Annotated in this window: 18 protein-coding genes; 11 read left to right on the top strand and 7 right to left on the bottom strand. The window is 41.4% G+C overall.

Going from position 1 to position 19,503, the window contains the following annotated elements:
* Positions 1-279: 279 nt before the first annotated feature.
* Positions 280-1,116, bottom strand: a complete 837-nt coding sequence (locus ACK4HU_RS08600) for a lysophospholipase (protein ID WP_409805561.1) — start codon at positions 1,114-1,116, stop codon at positions 280-282.
* 411 nt (positions 1,117-1,527) lie between these two features.
* Between ACK4HU_RS08600 and ACK4HU_RS08605 the strand changes: the two genes are divergently transcribed.
* From ACK4HU_RS08605 to ACK4HU_RS08625, 5 genes are all read left to right on the top strand, one after another.
* Positions 1,528-1,764, top strand: a complete 237-nt coding sequence (locus ACK4HU_RS08605; RefSeq protein WP_409805564.1) for a DUF2442 domain-containing protein — start codon at positions 1,528-1,530, stop codon at positions 1,762-1,764.
* A gap of 59 nt (positions 1,765-1,823) precedes the next feature.
* On the top strand, positions 1,824-3,026 hold the full coding sequence (locus ACK4HU_RS08610; RefSeq protein ID WP_409805567.1) for a serine hydrolase domain-containing protein: 1,203 nt from the start codon (positions 1,824-1,826) through the stop codon (positions 3,024-3,026).
* A 96-nt stretch (positions 3,027-3,122) separates the two neighbouring features.
* Positions 3,123-4,238, top strand: a complete 1,116-nt coding sequence (locus tag ACK4HU_RS08615; RefSeq protein WP_409805569.1) for an efflux RND transporter periplasmic adaptor subunit — start codon at positions 3,123-3,125, stop codon at positions 4,236-4,238.
* A gap of 100 nt (positions 4,239-4,338) precedes the next feature.
* Positions 4,339-5,595 (top strand): ABC transporter permease, encoded by a 1,257-nt coding sequence (locus ACK4HU_RS08620; protein WP_409805571.1) that lies wholly within the window; start codon positions 4,339-4,341, stop codon positions 5,593-5,595.
* Positions 5,592-6,281 carry an ABC transporter ATP-binding protein gene (locus ACK4HU_RS08625; RefSeq protein ID WP_409805574.1) on the top strand — a complete coding sequence of 230 codons (690 nt, stop codon included), beginning with the start codon at positions 5,592-5,594 and terminating at the stop codon, positions 6,279-6,281. Before ACK4HU_RS08620 ends, ACK4HU_RS08625 begins: the two co-directional genes overlap by 4 nt.
* A 105-nt stretch (positions 6,282-6,386) precedes the next feature.
* Here the strand turns inward: ACK4HU_RS08625 and ACK4HU_RS08630 are convergent, their stop codons facing one another.
* The 4 genes from ACK4HU_RS08630 to ACK4HU_RS08645 form a co-directional block, all read right to left on the bottom strand.
* A complete protein-coding gene (locus ACK4HU_RS08630) occupies positions 6,387-6,773 on the bottom strand; it encodes a type II toxin-antitoxin system HigA family antitoxin (protein WP_409805576.1) in 387 nt (128 codons plus the stop codon).
* 12 nt (positions 6,774-6,785) lie between these two features.
* Positions 6,786-7,127: a type II toxin-antitoxin system HigB family toxin gene (locus tag ACK4HU_RS08635; protein WP_409805579.1), complete on the bottom strand. Its 342-nt coding sequence runs from the start codon at positions 7,125-7,127 to the stop codon at positions 6,786-6,788.
* A gap of 43 nt (positions 7,128-7,170) precedes the next feature.
* Positions 7,171-8,022: an alpha/beta hydrolase gene (locus ACK4HU_RS08640; protein ID WP_409805582.1), complete on the bottom strand. Its 852-nt coding sequence runs from the start codon at positions 8,020-8,022 to the stop codon at positions 7,171-7,173.
* A 274-nt stretch (positions 8,023-8,296) separates the two neighbouring features.
* Positions 8,297-10,468 carry a B12-binding domain-containing radical SAM protein gene (locus ACK4HU_RS08645; protein ID WP_409805584.1) on the bottom strand — a complete coding sequence of 724 codons (2,172 nt, stop codon included), beginning with the start codon at positions 10,466-10,468 and terminating at the stop codon, positions 8,297-8,299.
* 1,225 nt (positions 10,469-11,693) lie between these two features.
* Between ACK4HU_RS08645 and ACK4HU_RS08650 the strand changes: the two genes are divergently transcribed.
* From ACK4HU_RS08650 to ACK4HU_RS08675, 6 genes are all read left to right on the top strand, one after another.
* Positions 11,694-12,161 (top strand): DUF1456 family protein, encoded by a 468-nt coding sequence (locus ACK4HU_RS08650; RefSeq protein ID WP_409805586.1) that lies wholly within the window; start codon positions 11,694-11,696, stop codon positions 12,159-12,161.
* 166 nt (positions 12,162-12,327) lie between these two features.
* The gene (locus ACK4HU_RS08655) at positions 12,328-12,867 is read left to right on the top strand and encodes a DinB family protein (protein WP_409805589.1); all 540 of its coding nucleotides are present in this window, start codon (positions 12,328-12,330) and stop codon (positions 12,865-12,867) included.
* A 47-nt stretch (positions 12,868-12,914) separates the two neighbouring features.
* Positions 12,915-13,547 (top strand): Crp/Fnr family transcriptional regulator, encoded by a 633-nt coding sequence (locus ACK4HU_RS08660; protein WP_409805592.1) that lies wholly within the window; start codon positions 12,915-12,917, stop codon positions 13,545-13,547.
* Positions 13,548-13,718: 171 nt separating this feature from the next.
* Complete coding sequence (locus tag ACK4HU_RS08665) at positions 13,719-14,177, top strand: DsrE family protein (RefSeq protein WP_409805594.1); 459 nt, start codon at positions 13,719-13,721, stop codon at positions 14,175-14,177.
* A 24-nt stretch (positions 14,178-14,201) separates the two neighbouring features.
* On the top strand, positions 14,202-14,399 hold the full coding sequence (locus ACK4HU_RS08670) for a DUF1059 domain-containing protein (protein WP_409805597.1): 198 nt from the start codon (positions 14,202-14,204) through the stop codon (positions 14,397-14,399).
* A 151-nt stretch (positions 14,400-14,550) separates the two neighbouring features.
* The gene (locus ACK4HU_RS08675) at positions 14,551-16,068 is read left to right on the top strand and encodes a M20/M25/M40 family metallo-hydrolase (protein WP_409805600.1); all 1,518 of its coding nucleotides are present in this window, start codon (positions 14,551-14,553) and stop codon (positions 16,066-16,068) included.
* Positions 16,069-16,138: 70 nt separating this feature from the next.
* Here ACK4HU_RS08675 and ACK4HU_RS08680 read toward each other — a convergent pair whose 3' ends face one another.
* Positions 16,139-16,876, bottom strand: a complete 738-nt coding sequence (locus ACK4HU_RS08680; RefSeq protein ID WP_409805603.1) for a DUF502 domain-containing protein — start codon at positions 16,874-16,876, stop codon at positions 16,139-16,141.
* Positions 16,877-17,213: 337 nt separating this feature from the next.
* Complete coding sequence (locus ACK4HU_RS08685; protein ID WP_409805605.1) at positions 17,214-19,481, bottom strand: helix-turn-helix domain-containing protein; 2,268 nt, start codon at positions 19,479-19,481, stop codon at positions 17,214-17,216.
* Positions 19,482-19,503: the final 22 nt, after the last annotated feature.

Raw genomic sequence — 19,503 nt, forward strand, 5'->3', positions numbered from 1 at the left:
CCCCACCAGTAATAGATTGTGAATAGTGTTGTCTAGGAGAATTGAATTTCCAATTTGAAATTGTCGTTACATTGTCACGAAAATTGAGTTGGAGCCATTTTTCAGTATTAATCCCTTTGCACATAAGCTCAAATCCCGAATCCTCTATCTCTGAGAACCCTGCCTGCGGAAGGCCAAGTCTGTGGTGAAGAATCTTTGCAGTACTTGGTGTGTTCACAGAAAACCCTTTGCGATCTCTCATTTTTCCTCTGCGACCTCAGTGGTAAAACATTCCTCGATTCAAATCCTTTTTCCCACCCAATCCACAATCACCTTCATCACTTCCTCCCGATCCGAATCATTGATCAACTCATGATATCCTCCGGGAAAAATTTTAAACGTCTTATCTGCGGATTTTGCTTTTTGAGCTAGCAGTTCTGATCCTTTTGGATTGGTAAGGCGATCTGCATCCCCATGGATAAGTAGAAAAGGAAGGTCGAAATTTTCCGCTTGACTCTGGATAAACTGCATCATTTGATACAATTCATAGCCCGTTCGGGTCGGAATATTCTCCTGATAGATCAAAGTGTCAGTTTTATATTTCTCCACTTCTTCTGGAATCCTCGAAACTCCTGCTACATCCAGTTTTAAAACTTTGAACTTGGGTAAAATTTTATTGATCAGACCCGAAAGCGTGATCAATAGGTAGGATGTCCCCTCTGCTTCTTTGATTGCCGGCGAACTCATAATCACTCCAGTAGCCTCAGGTTTATATTTCAACACATAAGCCGCCACCAATCCTCCTCCCATGCTATGGCCATATAGAAATGAAGGTTTCCCGGGAAGGTAGGCTTTGACTTTCCCAAAAAGTGCATCAATATCCTTCAAATAATCCTCATAGGAATCGAAGTATGCCGTTGGCTTACCTTCAGACGATTTTCCATGCCCTCTTCCGTCAAAGGTAAAAACCGCCACACCCAAGTCATTCAGCTTTTCAACGATGTGCCCATATCGACCGCTATGTTCCCCCAATCCATGAACAAGTAGCAATCCTGCTTTCGGATTTTCAGGCATCCAAGCCTGGAGGTAGAGTTTCAGACCGTCGTGAGTAGTGTAGGAGGTTTCGAGATGGGACATGGATCGAATTAGTTTTTGATTAAATTTAGAATTATACCGACCATATTCAACCAAAATGGGTTTAGATTTTTCTTTTGTGGAAATCCCAACTAGCTGTTTTAAAATAATCTGCACCTCGACTCCGCTCGGTGACCGGAATTAATATAATTGAGAGAGGGGAAAGAAGTGCGGCAGCGCCGCACTTCTTTCCCCTCTCCAGTCAGCAGACCTCGGTGGCCGAGCGAAGTCGAGGCCGAATAGAAAATATCAAATTATTGAAACATCCTATCTATACCGAAAAATCCGGGATGACAGCCAAATTCAATTTAAACCCAATCAAACTGATAGTATCAAAAAAGTTTTCAGCTACCGAGTTGCGGGAAATTCGTATTTTGATCGAATTAAATTTAGAATTAATAGAAACACGCTGGGATGAGCACTTTAACTAATCTTAAATCAAACCAAGTCATAAACCTTTCTTTTACTAAAGAAAAAATGACTGTTTTCATGGAAGACGGACGTGAAATTGGTATTCCGCTTGAGTGGTTTCCAAGTCTCCGAGAAGCGACCAAAGAGCAGCTGGAAAATTGGCAATTCATTGGAAATGGTGAAGGAATTCACTGGGAAGAATTGGATGAAGATTTATTAGTCAGCGAGTTAGTATCTTAAGAATATACCTAATCGAGATTCGAGATTTTTCGAATCCTTTTTAATTAAAACCTAAAAACATGTTACGAAAAACACTTCCCACCTTCCTCTTATCACTAGTCTTAGTTTTTTCAGGACTTGCACAAACCAGTCTTTCCACAGAGCGCCTCGACCGCTACGATGCCTATTTCCAAAAAGAAATTGATGAGGGCAGGTTACCCGGAGTCGTTACACTTGTTTATAAAAACGGCGAAAAAGTCCATGAATCGGCCTTGGGTTACAATGATTTTTCTTCAAAAACTCCCGTAAAACCCGATCAAATCTACTACATCCAGTCGATGACCAAGCCAATTATCACCACGGCTTTCATGATGCTGTATGAGGAAGGTCACTTTTTCCTGAACGACCCGCTTCATAAGTATCTACCGGAATTCAAAGATGCCATGGTGGCTAAAGATCCGAAGTTGGGAACAGAAGGTGGTTTGGAGCCTGTCAAATCACCCATCACCATCGCCCAACTGATGAGTCACACAGCTGGGTTTTCCCATGGCTTGGGAAACTCCAAGGTAGACGAAGAAGTAATTCGAGGGATCTACTATGCCCAGCACAAAGATATTGCTGAACGGGTCACAGCATACGCCAAGCTCCCACTTTACGGCCAACCAGGCGAGCAATGGTACTACTCCGCTGCTCCTGATATTTTGGCAAGATTGATCGAAGTATTTTCCGGCAAGACGGCCGAGGAATTTCTAAAGCAGCGACTTTTTGATCCGCTGGGGATGAAGGATACCGGTTATAATCTTTCCGAAGAGCAAAATAAGCGAATGACTGTCTTGCATACTTATGATGATGAAAAGAAATTGATCAAAGCTCCAAGGCAAACCGCAACAACAGGAATCACTGTCTTTGCAGGAGCAAATGCGCTTTTTTCGACAGCACGGGATTATTCGCTTTTTGCACGGATGATACTCAATGGAGGAGAATTGGACGGTAAAAGATATCTCAGTTCGAAAACCGTCGAAATCATGTCACTTAACCAGAGCAAGGATCTTTTTCAGGATCCTGGGAAAGGTTTCGGGTTTGGATTTGCTGTGGTGGATGATTTGGCGGATACCAAAGCCTTGGGTTCGGAAGGTACCATTTATTGGAGCGGTGCCTATTGTACTTACTTCTTTATAGATCCAAAAGAGGAGATGGTCGCTATTTTCATGACTCAAGTCGCACCGTTCAGTTCGTACTATGAGAATAAGTTTAAGCAGATGATTTATCAAGCTGTTGAGTAGATATCAACCAGCTAAAAATCTCTGCTGAGATGATTTATCTCAGTATTTTCTGAGAAACATTTTGCTTATTTTGGAATACTTCTGGTCTTCCCTCCTATGCGAAAAATCTGTTTTTCATTCTCTGAAATTGGAGTCTTCATCGTCCTGATTTTTCTCTTCATGGGTTTTTTCTCCTGCAGAAAATCTGGAGAGGAGGTTATTTATCCCGAGAAAAAATCCCTAACCGAATCAGTTTATGCTTCAGGTTTGGTCAAAGCCAAAAATCAATATGAGGCATTCACTTTGGCAAGTGGACCTGTAGAGGAAATTTATATTAGGGAGGGTGACTCGGTAAAAGTCGGACAAGCCATTTTAAAAGTGTTTAGCGAGCGGGAAAAGCTCGGTCGTGAAAGCGCCCAACTTTCTCAGAACAATGCAACTCTTCAGGCCAATCAAGGTAGAATCCGAGATCTCGAACTCAGTATTGAGTTGGCAAAGAGCAAAAAACAAAATGATTCCCTGCTTTTCCTTCGTCAGAAAAATCTTCGAGCTCAAAGGATCGGAAGCGCAGTAGAATTGGAGCAACGAGAGTTGAATTTCCAAAACTCCAAAACCTCCTATGAATCGGCTTTGCTTCGCTATCAAGATCTCAAGCGAGACATCGAATTCAACTCCAGAAGCGCCTCAAAAAGCCTCGCCATTAGCGATGTTCTCCTTGGTGAGTATGTCCTAACCAGCAAAATCGATGGAGTGGTCTATTCGATTTTGAAAGAAAGGGGAGAAATGGTCAACCCCCAAACTCCATTGGCTGTCATAGGGAGTGCTGGGGAATTTCTTCTCGAACTTCAAGTGGATGAATATGACATCGCTAAAGTTGAATTGGATCAAGTAGTCATGGTGACGATGGACAGTTTCAAAGAGCAGGTTTTCGAGGCAAAAGTGAGTCGAATCTATCCGATCATGAATTCCCAAAGTAAGAGTTTTACAATCGAGGCTATTTTCACCAAAGCCCCTCCAAAGCTTTACCCGAATCTCACTTTGGAAGCCAATATCGTGACTCAAGTAAAAGCTGAGACACTGGTAATTCCGAGAAACTACCTCTGGATGGGTGATCGAGTGATCACTGAAAATGGAGATACGATTCCAGTAATAGTTGGAATCAAGACCTATCAATTCGCTGAAATCCTGGAAGGAATTGATGAAAAAACACCATTAATTCTTCCTGGACGATGAAATCGAGCTTGACGGAAGCGATACATACTGAGATGCCCCGATCCCTATCGGGGCTTGAAGCGAGATTCCATAAGGCCATTGAAAATCAAATTATAATCATATGAAGTGGTCCTTAATTTTTGAGATCGCTCAAGCCCTGATGTTTGCTCGAATGAAGCAAACATTGATTGCAGCTACAGGTGTGATGTTCAGCATCACCATGTTTGTGGCATTGCTGGGTTTCATGAACGGCTTGAATACCATGCTCGATGGATTGGTCCTGAATCGTACACCCCACATTCGTTTTTACAACGAAATCCGTCCCAACCCCAACCAGCCTATCGACCAAAGCCTACAGTTTGGAAAATCTTTAAATGTCATCCGATCCATCAAGCCAAGCACCGGTCGATTAGCCATTCACAATAGTGAAGCAATTATAAAGACTTTGGAAGAGGACTCCAGGGTATTGGGAGTTAGCCCAAAGATCTCCGCTCAGGTTTTTTTCAACGTCGGCACCATCGATCTTACAGGAATTGTCAGCGGAATCAACGTGGAAAAAGAGGCCGAGCTTTTTGCTTTTAACGATTATGTGACCAGCGGAAATTATGCGGATCTCAACCAAACCAACAGCATTATTCTAGGTAAAGGAGCGGCAGACCGGATGCTCGCTGACATCGGAGATGTGATTCAAGTGACTACTGCACAGGGAAATCGAATCCAACTGAAAGTCGTCGGTTACTTTCAATCTGGCCTTGGAGATTTTGACAATGTTAACAGTTATGCTTCCATCTCCACGGTTCAGAAAATGCTTGGCGAACCTCCCGCCTACATCACTGACATTCAGGTGAAACTTAAAGATCTAAGCCTGGCACCTCCTCTTGCGAAAGAATTTGGAAAAGTATTTGAAATCGATGCAGATGATATACAGACTGTAAATGCGCAGTTTGAAACAGGTACGTCAATCCGAACTTTAATCAGCTATGCAGTAGGAATCACCTTGCTTGTCGTATCGGGCTTTGGGATTTACAATATCCTGAACATGATGATTTTCGAAAAACTTGATACTATTGCCATCCTGAAGGCGATCGGATTCAGCAGTCAGGATGTCAACCGAATTTTCATCACGATCGCACTCACTATCGGCTTGGTTGGTGGAGCTTTAGGTTTGCTTTTTGGGTTTTTGGCTGGATTGGGAATTGAACGAATTCCATTTGAAACCGCAGCTTTACCCACAATCAAAACTTTCCCTGTGGACTTCAATCCTAAGTACTATTTTATTGGCGGCACATTTAGTCTGATTACCACCTATTTAGCAGGATTTTTTCCAGCGAGAAAAGCAAGTGGAGTAGACCCTGTAGAAATCATACGAGGAAAATGATAAATCCGGGCAAAGTCGTACTCGAAACGAAAAACATTGATAAGTTTTTCTACAATCCCACTGAAACGCAAGTCCTTAAAAAAGTCAGTTTCACAATCAACCGTGGAGAATTTGTCTCTGTGGTGGGGAAATCAGGTTGCGGAAAATCTACGCTGTTGTATATTCTATCCACAATGGACACCGATTACAAGGGCGAGCTTTTCATAGATGGGGAAAAAATCTCCGGGAAGTCTTCCAATTATCTTTCTCAATCGAGAAATGAGAAAATTGGCTTCGTTTTTCAATTTCATTATTTGCTTAATGAGTTTTCAGTTTTGGAAAATGTGATGATTCCGGGGTTGAAACTCGGAAAATATACCCGTGAGGAATTGGAGCATCGAGCACTGGAAAAGTTGCGGATCTTTGACATGCAGGATCATGCCACGAAGAAAGCAAATCAACTTTCCGGAGGTCAAAAACAAAGAGTGGCAATTGCCCGCGCCTTAATCAATGATCCGGTTTTGATCATGGGGGACGAACCCACAGGAAATCTGGACAAGAAAAACTCGGATATTGTCTACAATAAATTCCGGGAATTGGCGAAAGAATTTGGTCAAACCATGCTCATTGTGACCCACGATCCTGATTTCGCTGCCGGTACTGACCGCACCATTGAGATGGAAGATGGTAGGGTGGTTAATTTTTAAGCGATCTGTCCTTGATGATCGGGATCAGTTTTTTTTTTTCAGAGGGATTATAGTTGATCCATCGTCCCTGTTCCAGTTACAATGGATCAACCCTGAATCGTGTCCTCAAACAGCTTTCTTTAAAGGATACTCTTTAATCAACCATTCAGCAGGTATTTTAAGAAGTTGACTGAATTTTCTAATCATGGAAAGCGAAAGGGATTGCTTGTAATTCAAGACTTTGCTTACTGTTCCCTTATCCCCATATTCTTTAGCCAAAGTCGCAGCATTGTAACCAAAGTCCTGCATTCTTATTTTAATAATTTCTATTGGATCAACCTCAGGCAAATCCCACAACTTATTTTCATATTCTGACATCAAATGCACCAAAAGCATTTTTTCCTTATGCTCTTTGGAGCCTTTAACTGAGGCCTTTATGCTTTCATAGCGGTCTTTAGCCGCTAAAAAATCGGCTTCATTGTCAAGGAGATACCAGTTATTTTTGATTTCCATTTTCTAAGGTAATTAAATTGTAGTTGCGTCAATTTGATCATACTCTGAATGAGTACCTATAAAACGAATTTCTGCCAACTCATCTTCGAAATCCACTTCAATTATTATTCGATATTTATTTCCGACAATTTTAAACCTCGCCCTATTCCCTTTTATGATTTTAGCTGTAGGAAAACTATCCAATATATCTTGGTTCTTTTTCCAATTGGCATTTTCTACAACTGCCTTCCAAGTCGATAAGCTTTTTCCTGAATCAGAATGCTTTTTGGAAAATTTTATAAGGCGATATAAATATAGAATTACCATGTTAAAAGAGCCTTTGGCAAAAATAGAAAAAGGTTGGCTTTTTGCCAACCTTTTATGATTCAAATATGGAAAGCTCTGCTTTTACTTTTTATTATTTTCTCTTCATTATAAACCCCAAAAGATCATCATATCCCCTACTCCAAGTCCAAACGAATTGCGTGATCATAGGGATGTGCTTTTTCTTTGGATAGATTTCCAATTTAATGTCGAGGTTTTTTTCCTCTACTACTTTCATAAATCGTTCCCTTCCCGCCCGAATGCTAGGATAAGTCTCTTCGCCCTCTAAAATCAACATTGGAATCTGACCCTGATCCAAAAAGAAAATTGGTGAGGATTGCTTCCAAATCTCAGGATCTTGTGTAAATGCATTCGTGTATTTTTTTCCTTCTCCCTCACTGGTCTCCATCAAGTAGCCATACATATCCAAACCCGCAGGATCCATCAAAATAGCACCTTTTAAGGGGTTCTCTTTTCCCAATTTTTCAAAATTAGAATCTTTGACAGCCACCAAACTTGCCAAATGACCTCCGGCAGAATGCCCGGAAACGAAGATTTGATCAGGATTTCCACCATATTCCTGAATGTTTTCAGCGGTCCATATTACAGCTTTGGTAGCCGCAATTTCCATCGTAGGCACTTGGTACTCCGGATTGAGAGGATAATCAACAATCACGGCAACTACACCTCTTCGCGCCAATCTATTTCCAAGGAAACTATACGTCTCCTTTTTGCCACTTTTCCAGCTTCCTCCGTAATAGAAGATCAGGACAGGATAATTTCCAGCTTTTCTGGGAGCAAAAATATTAAGCTCCTTTTCAGGTAAATTCATTTTTGAATCAGCCTGCATGTAAGAAATGTTTTTGCTTCGCTTCACTGATTTGAAAGCGCATCCAAAAGTGGAAAGGCAAAGACTGAGAATAAGGAAACGGATAATTGATTGCATATGTAGGAGGACGGGAGATCGAAGACAGGAGACCGAAGAGTCTGCCCCTTATCATCTCATTTAAATTTGATACTCTGGAAATACAAAATTGTTATATAAAGATTCAATTTACGTTGTTAAAGTAAAATCGGATTGGAACAAATAATCTATAATCATAAGCTTCCATTTAAAATTGAACTTGGCTCTTCTTTTCTGGTGTGCTGGGTACGGAATCATACTTTTTTTAAAAATTCCAAATTTACTCCCGTCTTCGGTCTACGGTCTACCAGCTCTTTCAAAACACCAACAACCCATGCTCGCGGAGAATCTCCCAAACCTCGGAATCCAACATTTCCTGAAAATCTCCCAACTCCTGCTCGTAATTCTCTCGGATCGGCTTCAGGATATTGAGGTCTTTTTCGTAACTAACTTTTTCCAATAGCCATCTCACCCACTCGCCCAACTCAATCGGAAGTTCGATGGCGAAATCCTCTTTCTTTCCAGAAAAGATCAATTCGCAGAGTCCCTCATCAGTCTCCATGAATTCCGGAGGAGAACCGATCCAAATGATTCGGTTTTGATCTCGATAGGAAAATACCGCTTCGCCCTGAATCTGTCGTTCGATATACTTTTTGGGAATTGAAGACGGCGGAACTTTGATGTCAAACCAGTCCTTGAGGGGAATATCAAACCCAACTCCGTGCATGTAATTAAAGAGCGATTTTCTTAGCCCTTCGGAAAAAATCGCGTGATCTAATCCCACGGGATCGTCAAAGTCTAGTTCATTATTGGCAAAAGTCCCTACTTCCAAATCTGTCCGCTTTACTCCAAATGCTTTGGGATCCAAACCAACCGGACTATGCGCTGTCATGGCAAATCGATGCCAAAACCCGGATTGCAAAACACCAATTTCGAACAATTGACGCACCATTTCCATGGAATCGATGGTCTCCTGCGCGGTCTGAGTGGGGTACCCATACATCAGATAGGCATGAACCATGATACCTGATTGGGTGAAATGGTTTGTCACCTGAGCAACCTGTGCGACAGTTACGCCCTTTTTGATCAGTGCCAAAAGCCGATCTGAAGCCACCTCCAATCCACCGGAAACCGCAATGCAACCCGATGCCCGAAGCAAGCGACAAAGATCAGCTGTGAAACTGCTCTCGAAGCGAATATTGGTCCACCAAACCACCACGAGCCCACGTCTCAATATCTCAATTGCCAAATCCCGCATCAACGCAGGCGGTGCAGCTTCATCCACAAAGTGAAAACCATTCGTTCCCGTCTGGGCCATGATTTCCTCGATTCGATCGCAGAGAATTGTAGCATTGATCGGTTCGTATCGACCGATATAATCGAGCGAAACATCACAAAACGTGCATTTACCCCAATAGCAACCATGGGCAAGAGTAAGCTTGTTCCAGCGACCATCACTCCAGAGACGGTGCATGGGATTAGCAACCTCGATAACCGAGAGGTAATCCCGCAACTTCAAATCGCTGTAATCTGGCGTTCCGACTTCTCTTTGAGGAAGATCTTTTACTGCTGAATTATTCAAAAATTTGACTTCACCATCAACTCGAACAAAAGTGCGTTTTAGGTCATTCAGTGCTCTTTTTCCATCCAAATAATCAAGTAAAAGTTGGATCGGGGCTTCACCGTCATCCAAGGTGATGTAGTCGATGTAATCAAAAACTCTTGGATCCTTCAATGACCGAAGTTCAGTATTTGGATATCCTCCACCCATCCAAACTTTAATATCGGGATGGTGCTGCTTCAGGTATTGACCGCATTTGAGTGCTCCGTAGAGGTTGCCGGGGAAAGGCACTGAGAATGCCACTGACTCTGGTTTCCAGATTTGAATTTTTTCTTCCAAAAGATCCAGCAGCATGGAATCTATCAAACTCATCGGCTGATGGAGTGCTTCCTCCATTTCATCAAAAGTCAAAGCCGACATTCCCAATCGCTCGGCATAGCGGCTAAACCCAAAATGAGGGTCTACCGCTTCAGCGATCAGGTCACCGATATCTTCTAAAAAAAGTGTGGCCAGATATCTTGCTTTGTCCCGCACGCCCAAAGTTCCAAAAGCCCACTCCAAATCATCCAATTGTTCGAATCGACTGGCTTCGGGAAGGAAATTTCCCTCGGAAATGTGGTAGGCCAATGTGGGATTTTTGTCCTGTAAAAAATCAATGACCGTTCCAATTGTTTGCAGATAGGCCGACTTCATTCTCAAAATTCGAGCAGAATTCTCTGAAAGTTCCTCGGCTTTTTCAGTAGCAATTTCCAACACTCGACTGAGTCCGTTTTTGGAAAAAAGCTTCAAAATCACCTCAATCCCCAAATCAGCTTGCTTGCAAGAAACCTGAAGTGTATTCAAAAAACCCTTGATGTAAGCTGTCGCCGGATAGGGTGTATTGAGTTGGGTGAAAGGTGGGGTGATGAAAAGGACTTTAGTGGACAAGGGCACAGAGAGTTGAACTGGGTCAAAGGTCGTATTTATTCACCGCAGCCACGCTGTGATGGCAGAGAAAATTTAAAGCTTTTGGTTTTTTAGCCGCAAAGAGCACCAAGTCACGCAAAGGGAATCTGTGAACATCTGTGCCATCTTTGAGATATTTTTTTTACCACAGAGAAAAAAAGAGAGAGGTTTGGCTCTTCTCAAACCTTATTAGAACTGCATTCCATTAACCTATTTTCAGTCTTTTTAGAGAACACAGAGAAAGCTAAAGCTTTTGGTTCTTTAGCCGCAAAGAGCACCAAGTCACGCAAAGGGAATCTGTGAACATCTGTGCCATCTTTGAGCTATTTTTTTTACCACAGAGAAAAAAAGAGAGAGGTTTGGCTCTTCTCAAACCTTATTAGAACTGCATTCCATTAACCTATTTTCAGTCTTTTTAGAGAACACAGAGAAAGCTAAAGCTTTTGGTTCTTTAGCCGCAAAGAGCACCAAGTCACGCAAAGGGAATCTGTGAACATCTGTGCCATCTGTGAGCTATTTTTTTTAACCACAGAGAAAAAAAGAGAGTTTGATTTTGGCTCTTCTCAAACCTTATTAGAACTGCATTCCATTAACCTATTTTCAGTCTTTTTAGAGAACACAGAGAAAGCTAAAGCTTTTGGTTCTTTAGCCGCAAAGAGCACCAAGTCACGCAAAGGGAATCTGTGAACATCTGTGCCATCTGTGAGCTATTTTTTTTAACCACAGAGAAAAAAAGAGAGTTTGATTTTGGCTTCTATTTAACTTGATGAGAACTGCATGCCCGTATGCTTTTTTTGATCTCTTCTGAGTTCACGGAGAAAAGCTAAAGCTTTTGGTCCGAAGCCAGCCGCAGAAATCTGTGATTTTCAGTGGCCATCTATGAAAAATAATCCGCCAAGATCAGCGTCCTTTTCTGTGACCATCAGCGGGACCAATTTCTTGTGCGAAGCAAATCTGTAAAAACTTGCCTCCTGCAGGAAGATCTCTGAGAAATCAATATTCAAGAGGCCTAAAATATTAAAGTTTCTTAGAAAAATTTGTCGCCTAAATCTCCTTTTCTCAGTGAACTCTGTGGTGAAATTTCTTTCCGTTCCTTCGTTTGCATAGCAATCAATAAAACTAACCGCCCCATTACTTTTATCAATAAAGAGGAAATTTATCCGCTCATTTTAAGCCTCTACGATGAAATTGAAGCATCTTTGTCCCTATGAGCAACAACGACGTAATTCGATCCCTCCGCTATACCTTCGATTTCAATGATTTTTTGATGATTGACATTTTCAATAAAGGTGGTCTGACTGTCACTCGGGAAGAAGTGAGCAATTGGCTAAAAAAGGACGAGGACGAAGGATACAAAGCGATTTACGACAAGGATCTGTCAGCATTTCTCAATGGTCTGATCATCCTAAAACGCGGTCCAAAAGAGGACTCCGCCCCTGTTGCAGAGAAAACGCTGGACAACAATGCAATCCTCCGCAAACTGAAAATCGCCTTAGACATGAAAGACGAGGATATGCTAGCAGTTTTCGCTTTGAAAAGCTTCAGGCTGAGCAAACATGAATTGAGTGCCTTTTTCCGTCGACCTACTCAACCTCAATACCGACAGTGCAAGGATCAGATTCTACGAAATTTCTTGCAGGGATTACAGATGAAGTTACGGCCTGGACAGGAATAACATTGGATTTATTCAAGACATTTTAAAATGAGAAATAAAAAAAGGTTTAATTTTTTTTATTTTGGAATATAAAGACAGTCAAGTCATTAGAATTATTCTGGCTCAGCAATTAATTTAAGTGGGTCAAGGATTTTCCCATTGATTTTTTCTACCAAAGCCACCCTTTATGAACCAAGTCCAAAAGCTTGTCAAAGAAGTATCTGCTGCACGTAGTCGGTACCTCGAATTAATAGCCAATGTGTCAGAATTTCAGGCCCGATGGAAACCAAACACTGAAGTCTGGAATATTATCGAAAACACAGAGCATCTCTATTGGGCAGAACAAGGAGGGATTTTGGGGATGTGGAAAACACTTCATGCCATCAGAGAGGGGGAAATGATTCGCACCTATGAGTTCAATCATAAGGATTTGACAATCGAAGAAGTCGTCGAGAAAACCTGGCAACCACTCGAACAAGTTCCTTCTGTGGCTGCGCCGCGACTTGGGGGTTCATTATCTTTTTGGAGGACCTCTTTTTTGAATATGCAGAATGTCCTCGAAGCTTTCGCCCAAGACTTGCAGGAAAACGAACTGAGGTTGCAAGCACAGCATCACCCGATTTCAGGACCTTTGGACTTCCATCAGCGCTTGGAGTTTTTGCGATTTCATATTGACCGACATCGGGGACAGATTTCGCAACTTATTGCTACCATGCCTGTATTTTAATTTTCGGTATTGAGAGAATTGCAAGAATTAAATAAATCTCTTTTTAAATGGAAACTTCAGCAGACTTATTCAAGGAATTAAAATCTTTTTCAGAACCTGAGCTTCAAAAGGAAATTCTGAAACATGGGAAAATTATAAAAGCCAAGAAAGGCGATATCCTCATTCGTGAAGGTCAGTATTTGAACTTTTTACCTATCGTGATCAAAGGATTGCTTAGAGTATATCAAGAAAATGAAGACCGGGAAATTCTCTTATATTATGTGGGCCCGGAGCAAACCTGCATGATGTCCCTGTCAGCTGCTTATTTTGATTATTACAGCACTGCAAACGGAATAGCAATGAAGCCCTCTGAAATTCTTGTTCTACCCGCCCACTTGATAGCTGAGTGGCAACTTAAATATCCATCATGGAATAAGTTTATTCTCAGCACTTTCAAAAGCCGATACGATGAGTTGCTTTCAGCTTTTGGAAATGTGGCCTTCAAACCCATTCAAGTTCGGGTAAAGGAGTACTTTTCGGAGTATTTCAAAAATGAAGGGACAAGAAAAATCTCTATTTCCCACCAAACCTTAGCCAACGATTTGGGCACTACCCGAGTAGTAATTTCAAGGATTTTGAAGCAATTCGAAAAGGAAAATCTCGTCAAACTTCACCGGGGATATATCGAGCTAATTCATTAACTACCTAAATTTTATCAGGTAATTAAGCATATTGGCAATCTTATCTTCTGTTTTTTAGTATTTATTTTCAGTTTTGTATCATTTGATACACACATTTTTTGAGATCTGGCTTTATAATTAAGGAATCAAACTGTTAACGATTTCTGATTTTTTACCGAACCAGCAAAAAGTATGAAAAGTTCTCTAACAACACTATTAATCCTCTTGCTATCAATGGCTGCATTCACTACGGATGTGTTAGCACAAACGGACAAAACAACAAACTCAGAACTCAAAATTCTAATCCACATTACAAACGGTCCTGAAAACCCGACGGTCGCAGCACTTGGTTTCCTAATGGCTAAAACTGCAATCGAGGAAGGTAACTCGGTGACACTATTCCTTGCAGGGGATGCAGTTCAGCTTCTTCGAAATGACGTTCTTGACAATTTATCAGGTCTAGGTACCGGAAAGTTGAGAGAGCATTATGACACGATTGTGAAGGGAGGAGGAAAATTCTATTTATCAGGCATGTCAAGTAAGGCTCGTGGGCTTACTGAAGCGGATTTGGTAGACAAACCATTTGAATTTGCTATGCCTAAGGTACTTCTTAAGTTGTCGATCGATAGTGATCGAATGTTTGTGTACTGATACTTTAAAAACTAAACACTAATAATGATGGAAAAACTAATCCGTTGTCGAGATGTAGGCTTTGATTGCGAGGGTGTCATCAAAGCCAAAACTGAAACAGAAGCATTAAATCTTGCCGCTGAGCATGCCAAAACAGTACACGGAGTACGAGAAATCACTCCCGAGATAGTTGACAAAATCAAGTCAGTTATGGTTGATTTACCCGATGATAAAACGACTTAGGAAAACCGAAATGCAAAGTTTGAAAAGTGGTAAAATTAAGTTGAAAGTGAACATTCACCATTGATTATTCTAGCAGACTTATTTTTTTCTCATTTGAAGACATTTTGGAGCTTCTGTTCTATTTAAGTATTTTACAGGAAAACCACTACTTATGCGAATTCCTGTCTTTATATTTTGCTTCCTTTTTTCTATATCCCTTTCGGCCCAAAAACTGGACAGAAATCAACTCGAAGCTCTTACCGAAAAACAATGGCAGCCTGCTTTGAAACTCCTGAACGAGATTGTTGCAATGCCTAATGATGCTGTTTTTCCAGAGCAGATCGAAGTGAACATCAAATGGTGCGAGCAGGTCTTTGCAGCTCGGGGTTGGACGCAAGAACGACTGGAGACCGGTGGAATTCCTCTACTACTCCTTGAAAAAAAGCAACCCAATTCAAAAAAAACGGCACTTTTCTACTTCCATGTGGACGGACAAGCGGTAGATATCAGCAAGTGGGATCAGCCAAATGCCTACGAACCAGTTCTGAAAACACAGGCTGCCTCCGGAAATTGGGAAGTCCTACCGATGGAAAGACTTCAGACCGAATACAATCCTGATTGGCGAATATTCGGACGCTCCACATCAGACGACAAGGGTCCATTGGCCATGTTTATTGCTGCATGGGATGCTTTGGCTGAGGCTGGTCTTTCTCCCGATTATTCGGTGAAAATCATCCTGGATTTCGAAGAAGAACAAGGATCTCCACTCCTTCCTGCTGCAGTGGTAAAATACAAAGGCAAATTAAACGCAGACTTGATGTTGATCATGGATGGACCGCGGCATACCTCCAATCTTCCAACTTTAAGTTATGGGGCTCGGGGAATTTCAGATCTCTTCCTTACCACCTATGGAGCCAAACTCCCCCAACACAGCGGTCATTATGGGAATTACGCCCCAAATCCAGCTTTATTGATGAGTCAGCTCCTTTCTTCTATGAAGGATGAAAACGGAAGAGTGGTCATTCCCGGATTTTATGATGGAATTACTTTCACTGAGGCGGAGCGAAAAATCTTTGCTGCTGTACCAGATAATGAACCCGAAGTGAAAAAAAGATTGGGAATTAGCCGAACCGATCAAGTTGGGCAAAGTTATCAGGAAAGTATCAACTACCCCTCGCTAAATATCCGAGGTATGTCCGCTGGCTACACCGGGTCACAGTCTACCACAATCATTCCTTCTATTGCGTTAGCTGAGTTGGATATGAGGCTGGTACCTGAATCAGATCCAGTGAGGCTATTGGGCCTGATCAAGGATCATATCAGGAATCAAGGCTTTTATATTACCGAAACCGATCCTACAGATGAGGAACGTATGACCTATCCCAAGATAGTAAAGGTGAGTTCTACCATTTCCTACCAAGCTTTCCGCACTCCGATGGATTCTCCCACGGGTGCTTGGTTGAGGAAAGCGATGAATCGTGCTTTTGGGGAGGACCCTGTGCAGATAAGAATTTCTGGGGGTTCAATTCCCATTTCACCCTTTGTAGATGCCTTAGGTATCCCTGCAGTCACCATTCCCACCGTAAATGCCGACAACAATCAACATAGTCCAAACGAAAATCTCAGACTCGGAAATTACAAAGAAGGGATTTTGACAATTATGAGCATTTTGAATGAGTCGATGTATTGATTCCCAAATGGTTTACTAATATGTTCGATATCTTCACCAAATTCAAAATTTTAACAAAAACACAATTGATCTAGGCAACTGGAAGCGTTTCTTCGCTTTCAGGATTAGTATCATTTGCTATAGGTAATTTTTTAACCTCATCGAGTTCTTCCACTTCTTCGGTCTTTTCTCTCGCTAAAAATAAAGTTGAAGATCCAGTACCCATTCCCACAATAGTACGCATGGCCTTTTCGGGTTCAATATCCAAAAACTTCATTTGGGCAACTGGAACGTGGTAAATATTACCGTTCATTGGATTTGGTGCAGTCGGGACGAAAACCGTGTAAACTCCATCACAAGCTTTTTCTGTAATAAAACCTGTCAGCAAAACACCGGTATTGTAAGCATCTATCAAGACCACCTGGCTAAACGGCATTTTTTTAAGTCCCGAGAATTGCGCGATGGTTTCTTGGAGGGTAGAATAAAGAGGAATTTTCAATAAATATCTAGTTTCGAAACCCTTAAAGGATTTGATACTTCTGGCACTTCTAATGATCAATCCTATAATAAAAATCAGTCCTATCAGGATCAGTAATGCCAGTATATTGATGAAAAATTTGTGTTCATCTGCATTCTTATCCAGAAGAGAACTAATAGGAGCAACAATATTAAAAACGAACTTAAAAACTAAGGACAATAAAAATAAAATAATGATGGTGGGTAATACCAATAACAAGCCATTCAATAATGTCTCAATAAAAAATGGTTTTGACCAAAAACGATCTAAAGGAACTTGTTTCTTTTTTGGAGCGGAAGGGGTGCTTTTCATTTATTTTTAAATGTAGGGTGAAGTATTTATTGGTAATAAATTAATGAAGGTTTGACCTAAAAGCTGGAAAATTATAATCATGATTCCCAATAGTTGATTGAATCTCCATTGTTTAGATAATGGGACTACAATAAATAAAGGGATTTCACTCTTAATTGTAATCAACTCAGTAAAGATCCATCTATGGAGAAAAGCATGCCAAGCCATAAACTCGAATAGAATTGTGAGAAAAAATAAAATCATTCAATTAAACTCAAAGATTTAAGCCCAATCTGGGAATTTTTTTTCTCTCTTAGGGAAATGCCCAATTGGCTTAATTGCATTAGATCGTTCTTGATTATGGATTTTTACTTTCTAAATTCAAAACCATTCGAAGTGTCTCATAAGTATATTTCCCCTCAAAATACTCGAAATATGGCTTTAGTGAATCATATTTTCCTGCAACCGATTTAATTTCCTTGATATCATTTTCGGCGACAAGTTGCTCCAATTTTAGAACTCCTGCCCTCACTCCATGAGCTAAATGACCTATAATGGTAGAAACAGCAAATTCTCGTTCAGCGGCTATTTCCTTCGGGTTTTTACCTGCCAAAAACATCCTGATACTGATGGCTTTGGAATCCTCTTTTTTTTCTTTAGGTTCTCGTTGGACTTTCTCTTTTGACTTTTTTCGGCCGGTTTTAGTGCTGGATTTTGCTTTTCCAGGATGGGATTCCCTGATAGAAGCCAGAATTTCTTTGCGAAGCGATGCGATTTGCTGATCCAAGTCGGGCATCCTTCCGGTGATCTCCCCTTTCAAAATCGCCTGAATCAAACGTCCACTCCTAGCAAGGTCCAGATACTTCCGTAGCATTTCCAATTCCAGTTCCTCCAGCCCATTTTGGTAAGATTTGATTCGGGAGAAATCTTCCACCATCACCTCATGCAAGATCAGCTTTCTCAAAATACCGGTAAGAAATTCCAGGTAGTACCCTGTACCCTTTTCTACCCTTTGCATCAGTTTTTCCTGATCACCTTGCTGCAAGAGAAGCTGAAGTTGAGAGCGGAATTTTCGGGTGTTTTCACCTTCCGAAGTTATTATTTCGAAGATTACAGCAAGATCTTTTTTAAGACTTTCATCTTCAAATTCAAGGCTGCTTTCCTGATCTTTGTCAAATTGATTCAGCGACTTGAGAAGACTTTCAAACTCAAAGGTATTTTGAATCAACTGGCTCAAATACTGACTTTGATGTGCAGAAAGAAGCTCTGTCAAGCTCTGTTGAAGTCCGGTTCCAGTAGTAAAATCCACCACTTTAGGATCAGAATAGATCACATCTGACTGGACACGTGTGCGCAGAACCAAACCTTCTAAACTCCGCAATCGGCTAAGCGCAACATAGACCTGGCCTGGAGCGAAAGCTTGACCCACATCGATTATAGCCCGGTCGAAGGTCAAGCCTTGACTTTTATGCACAGTCACTGCCCAAGCGAGTTTGATTGGGAATTGTGAAAAAGTACCGATCACCTCCTCCTCCAGTTCCTTAGTCTCGGGATTGATTCTGTATTTCTTATTCTCCCAAAGTTCTTTTTTCAATACATATTGTTGGTGTGAATCATCCATTTCGACTTTAATTTCTTCTTCGTCAAGGCTAATCACTGTGGCCAACTTGCCATTGAAATATAAAGAAAGTCCCGAAGTGTCATTTTTGATAAACATCACTCGCGCACCAACTTTTAGTTCAATGGATTGTGGAAGTGGAAAGAGGTTCTCAGGAAAGTCCCGCTCCACATCAGCATCATAAAAGAATGAGGGAGTATCCAAGTTTCGTAATTCCCGAAGATTCTGCTCATCCGCCTTGTAATTATGAGTGGTGAGTGTGATACAGGGTGGTAGGTCTTGAATTTGATCATGGGTTTTGAAGTGTTGATTGAGAATCCGGACGTCCTCCTGAGTGGCTCGATTATCACGTAGATTATTGAGAATTCGGATAAAAACATCATCCTGCTGCCTGAAGATTTTATCCAGTTCGAGGTAGATCATTCCTGAGTTTTGGAGAGCTTTTGCTTCAAAGAAGTGCATGGAATTGTAAAACCTGTTGAGAACAGTCCATTCCTGATCTTTGACTATGGGGGGAAGTTGATATAAATCGCCGATCAACAGCACCTGAACGCCTCCAAAGGGGACCTTGTAATTTCGCTTTACACTTCTTAGACGATAATCTATCGCATCCAAGATGTCCGCACGAAGCATACTCACCTCGTCAATCACCAGCAAGTCGATTACTTTGAGGACATTCCTTCGAAATTGATTCAAGGGATGTCTCCTTGCCAGTGTCTGCTGCGTATAAAATCCTGAATTGTCGGTGTAGTGACCTTCCGCTTCCCTAGTGGGAAGAAAGGAACCAAAGGGCAGCAAAAACTGGGAGTGGATTGTGACTCCTTTCGCATTCAGTGCAGCAATCCCAGTCGGAGCCACTATTAAGTAGCGCTTATGAGTCAGTCTGCTGAGATCTCTAAGGAAGGTGGTTTTACCCGTACCAGCCTTTCCTGTCAAAAAAATCGGAGCTCCTGTGTTGTTGACAAATTTTGCCGCCAACTGTAGCCTATCGGTGGATTGATTTTCCATTAAACTAAATTAAATTAATTCT

Source organism: Algoriphagus sp. (genome assembly GCF_046296635.1).
GTDB lineage: Bacteria > Bacteroidota > Bacteroidia > Cytophagales > Cyclobacteriaceae > Algoriphagus.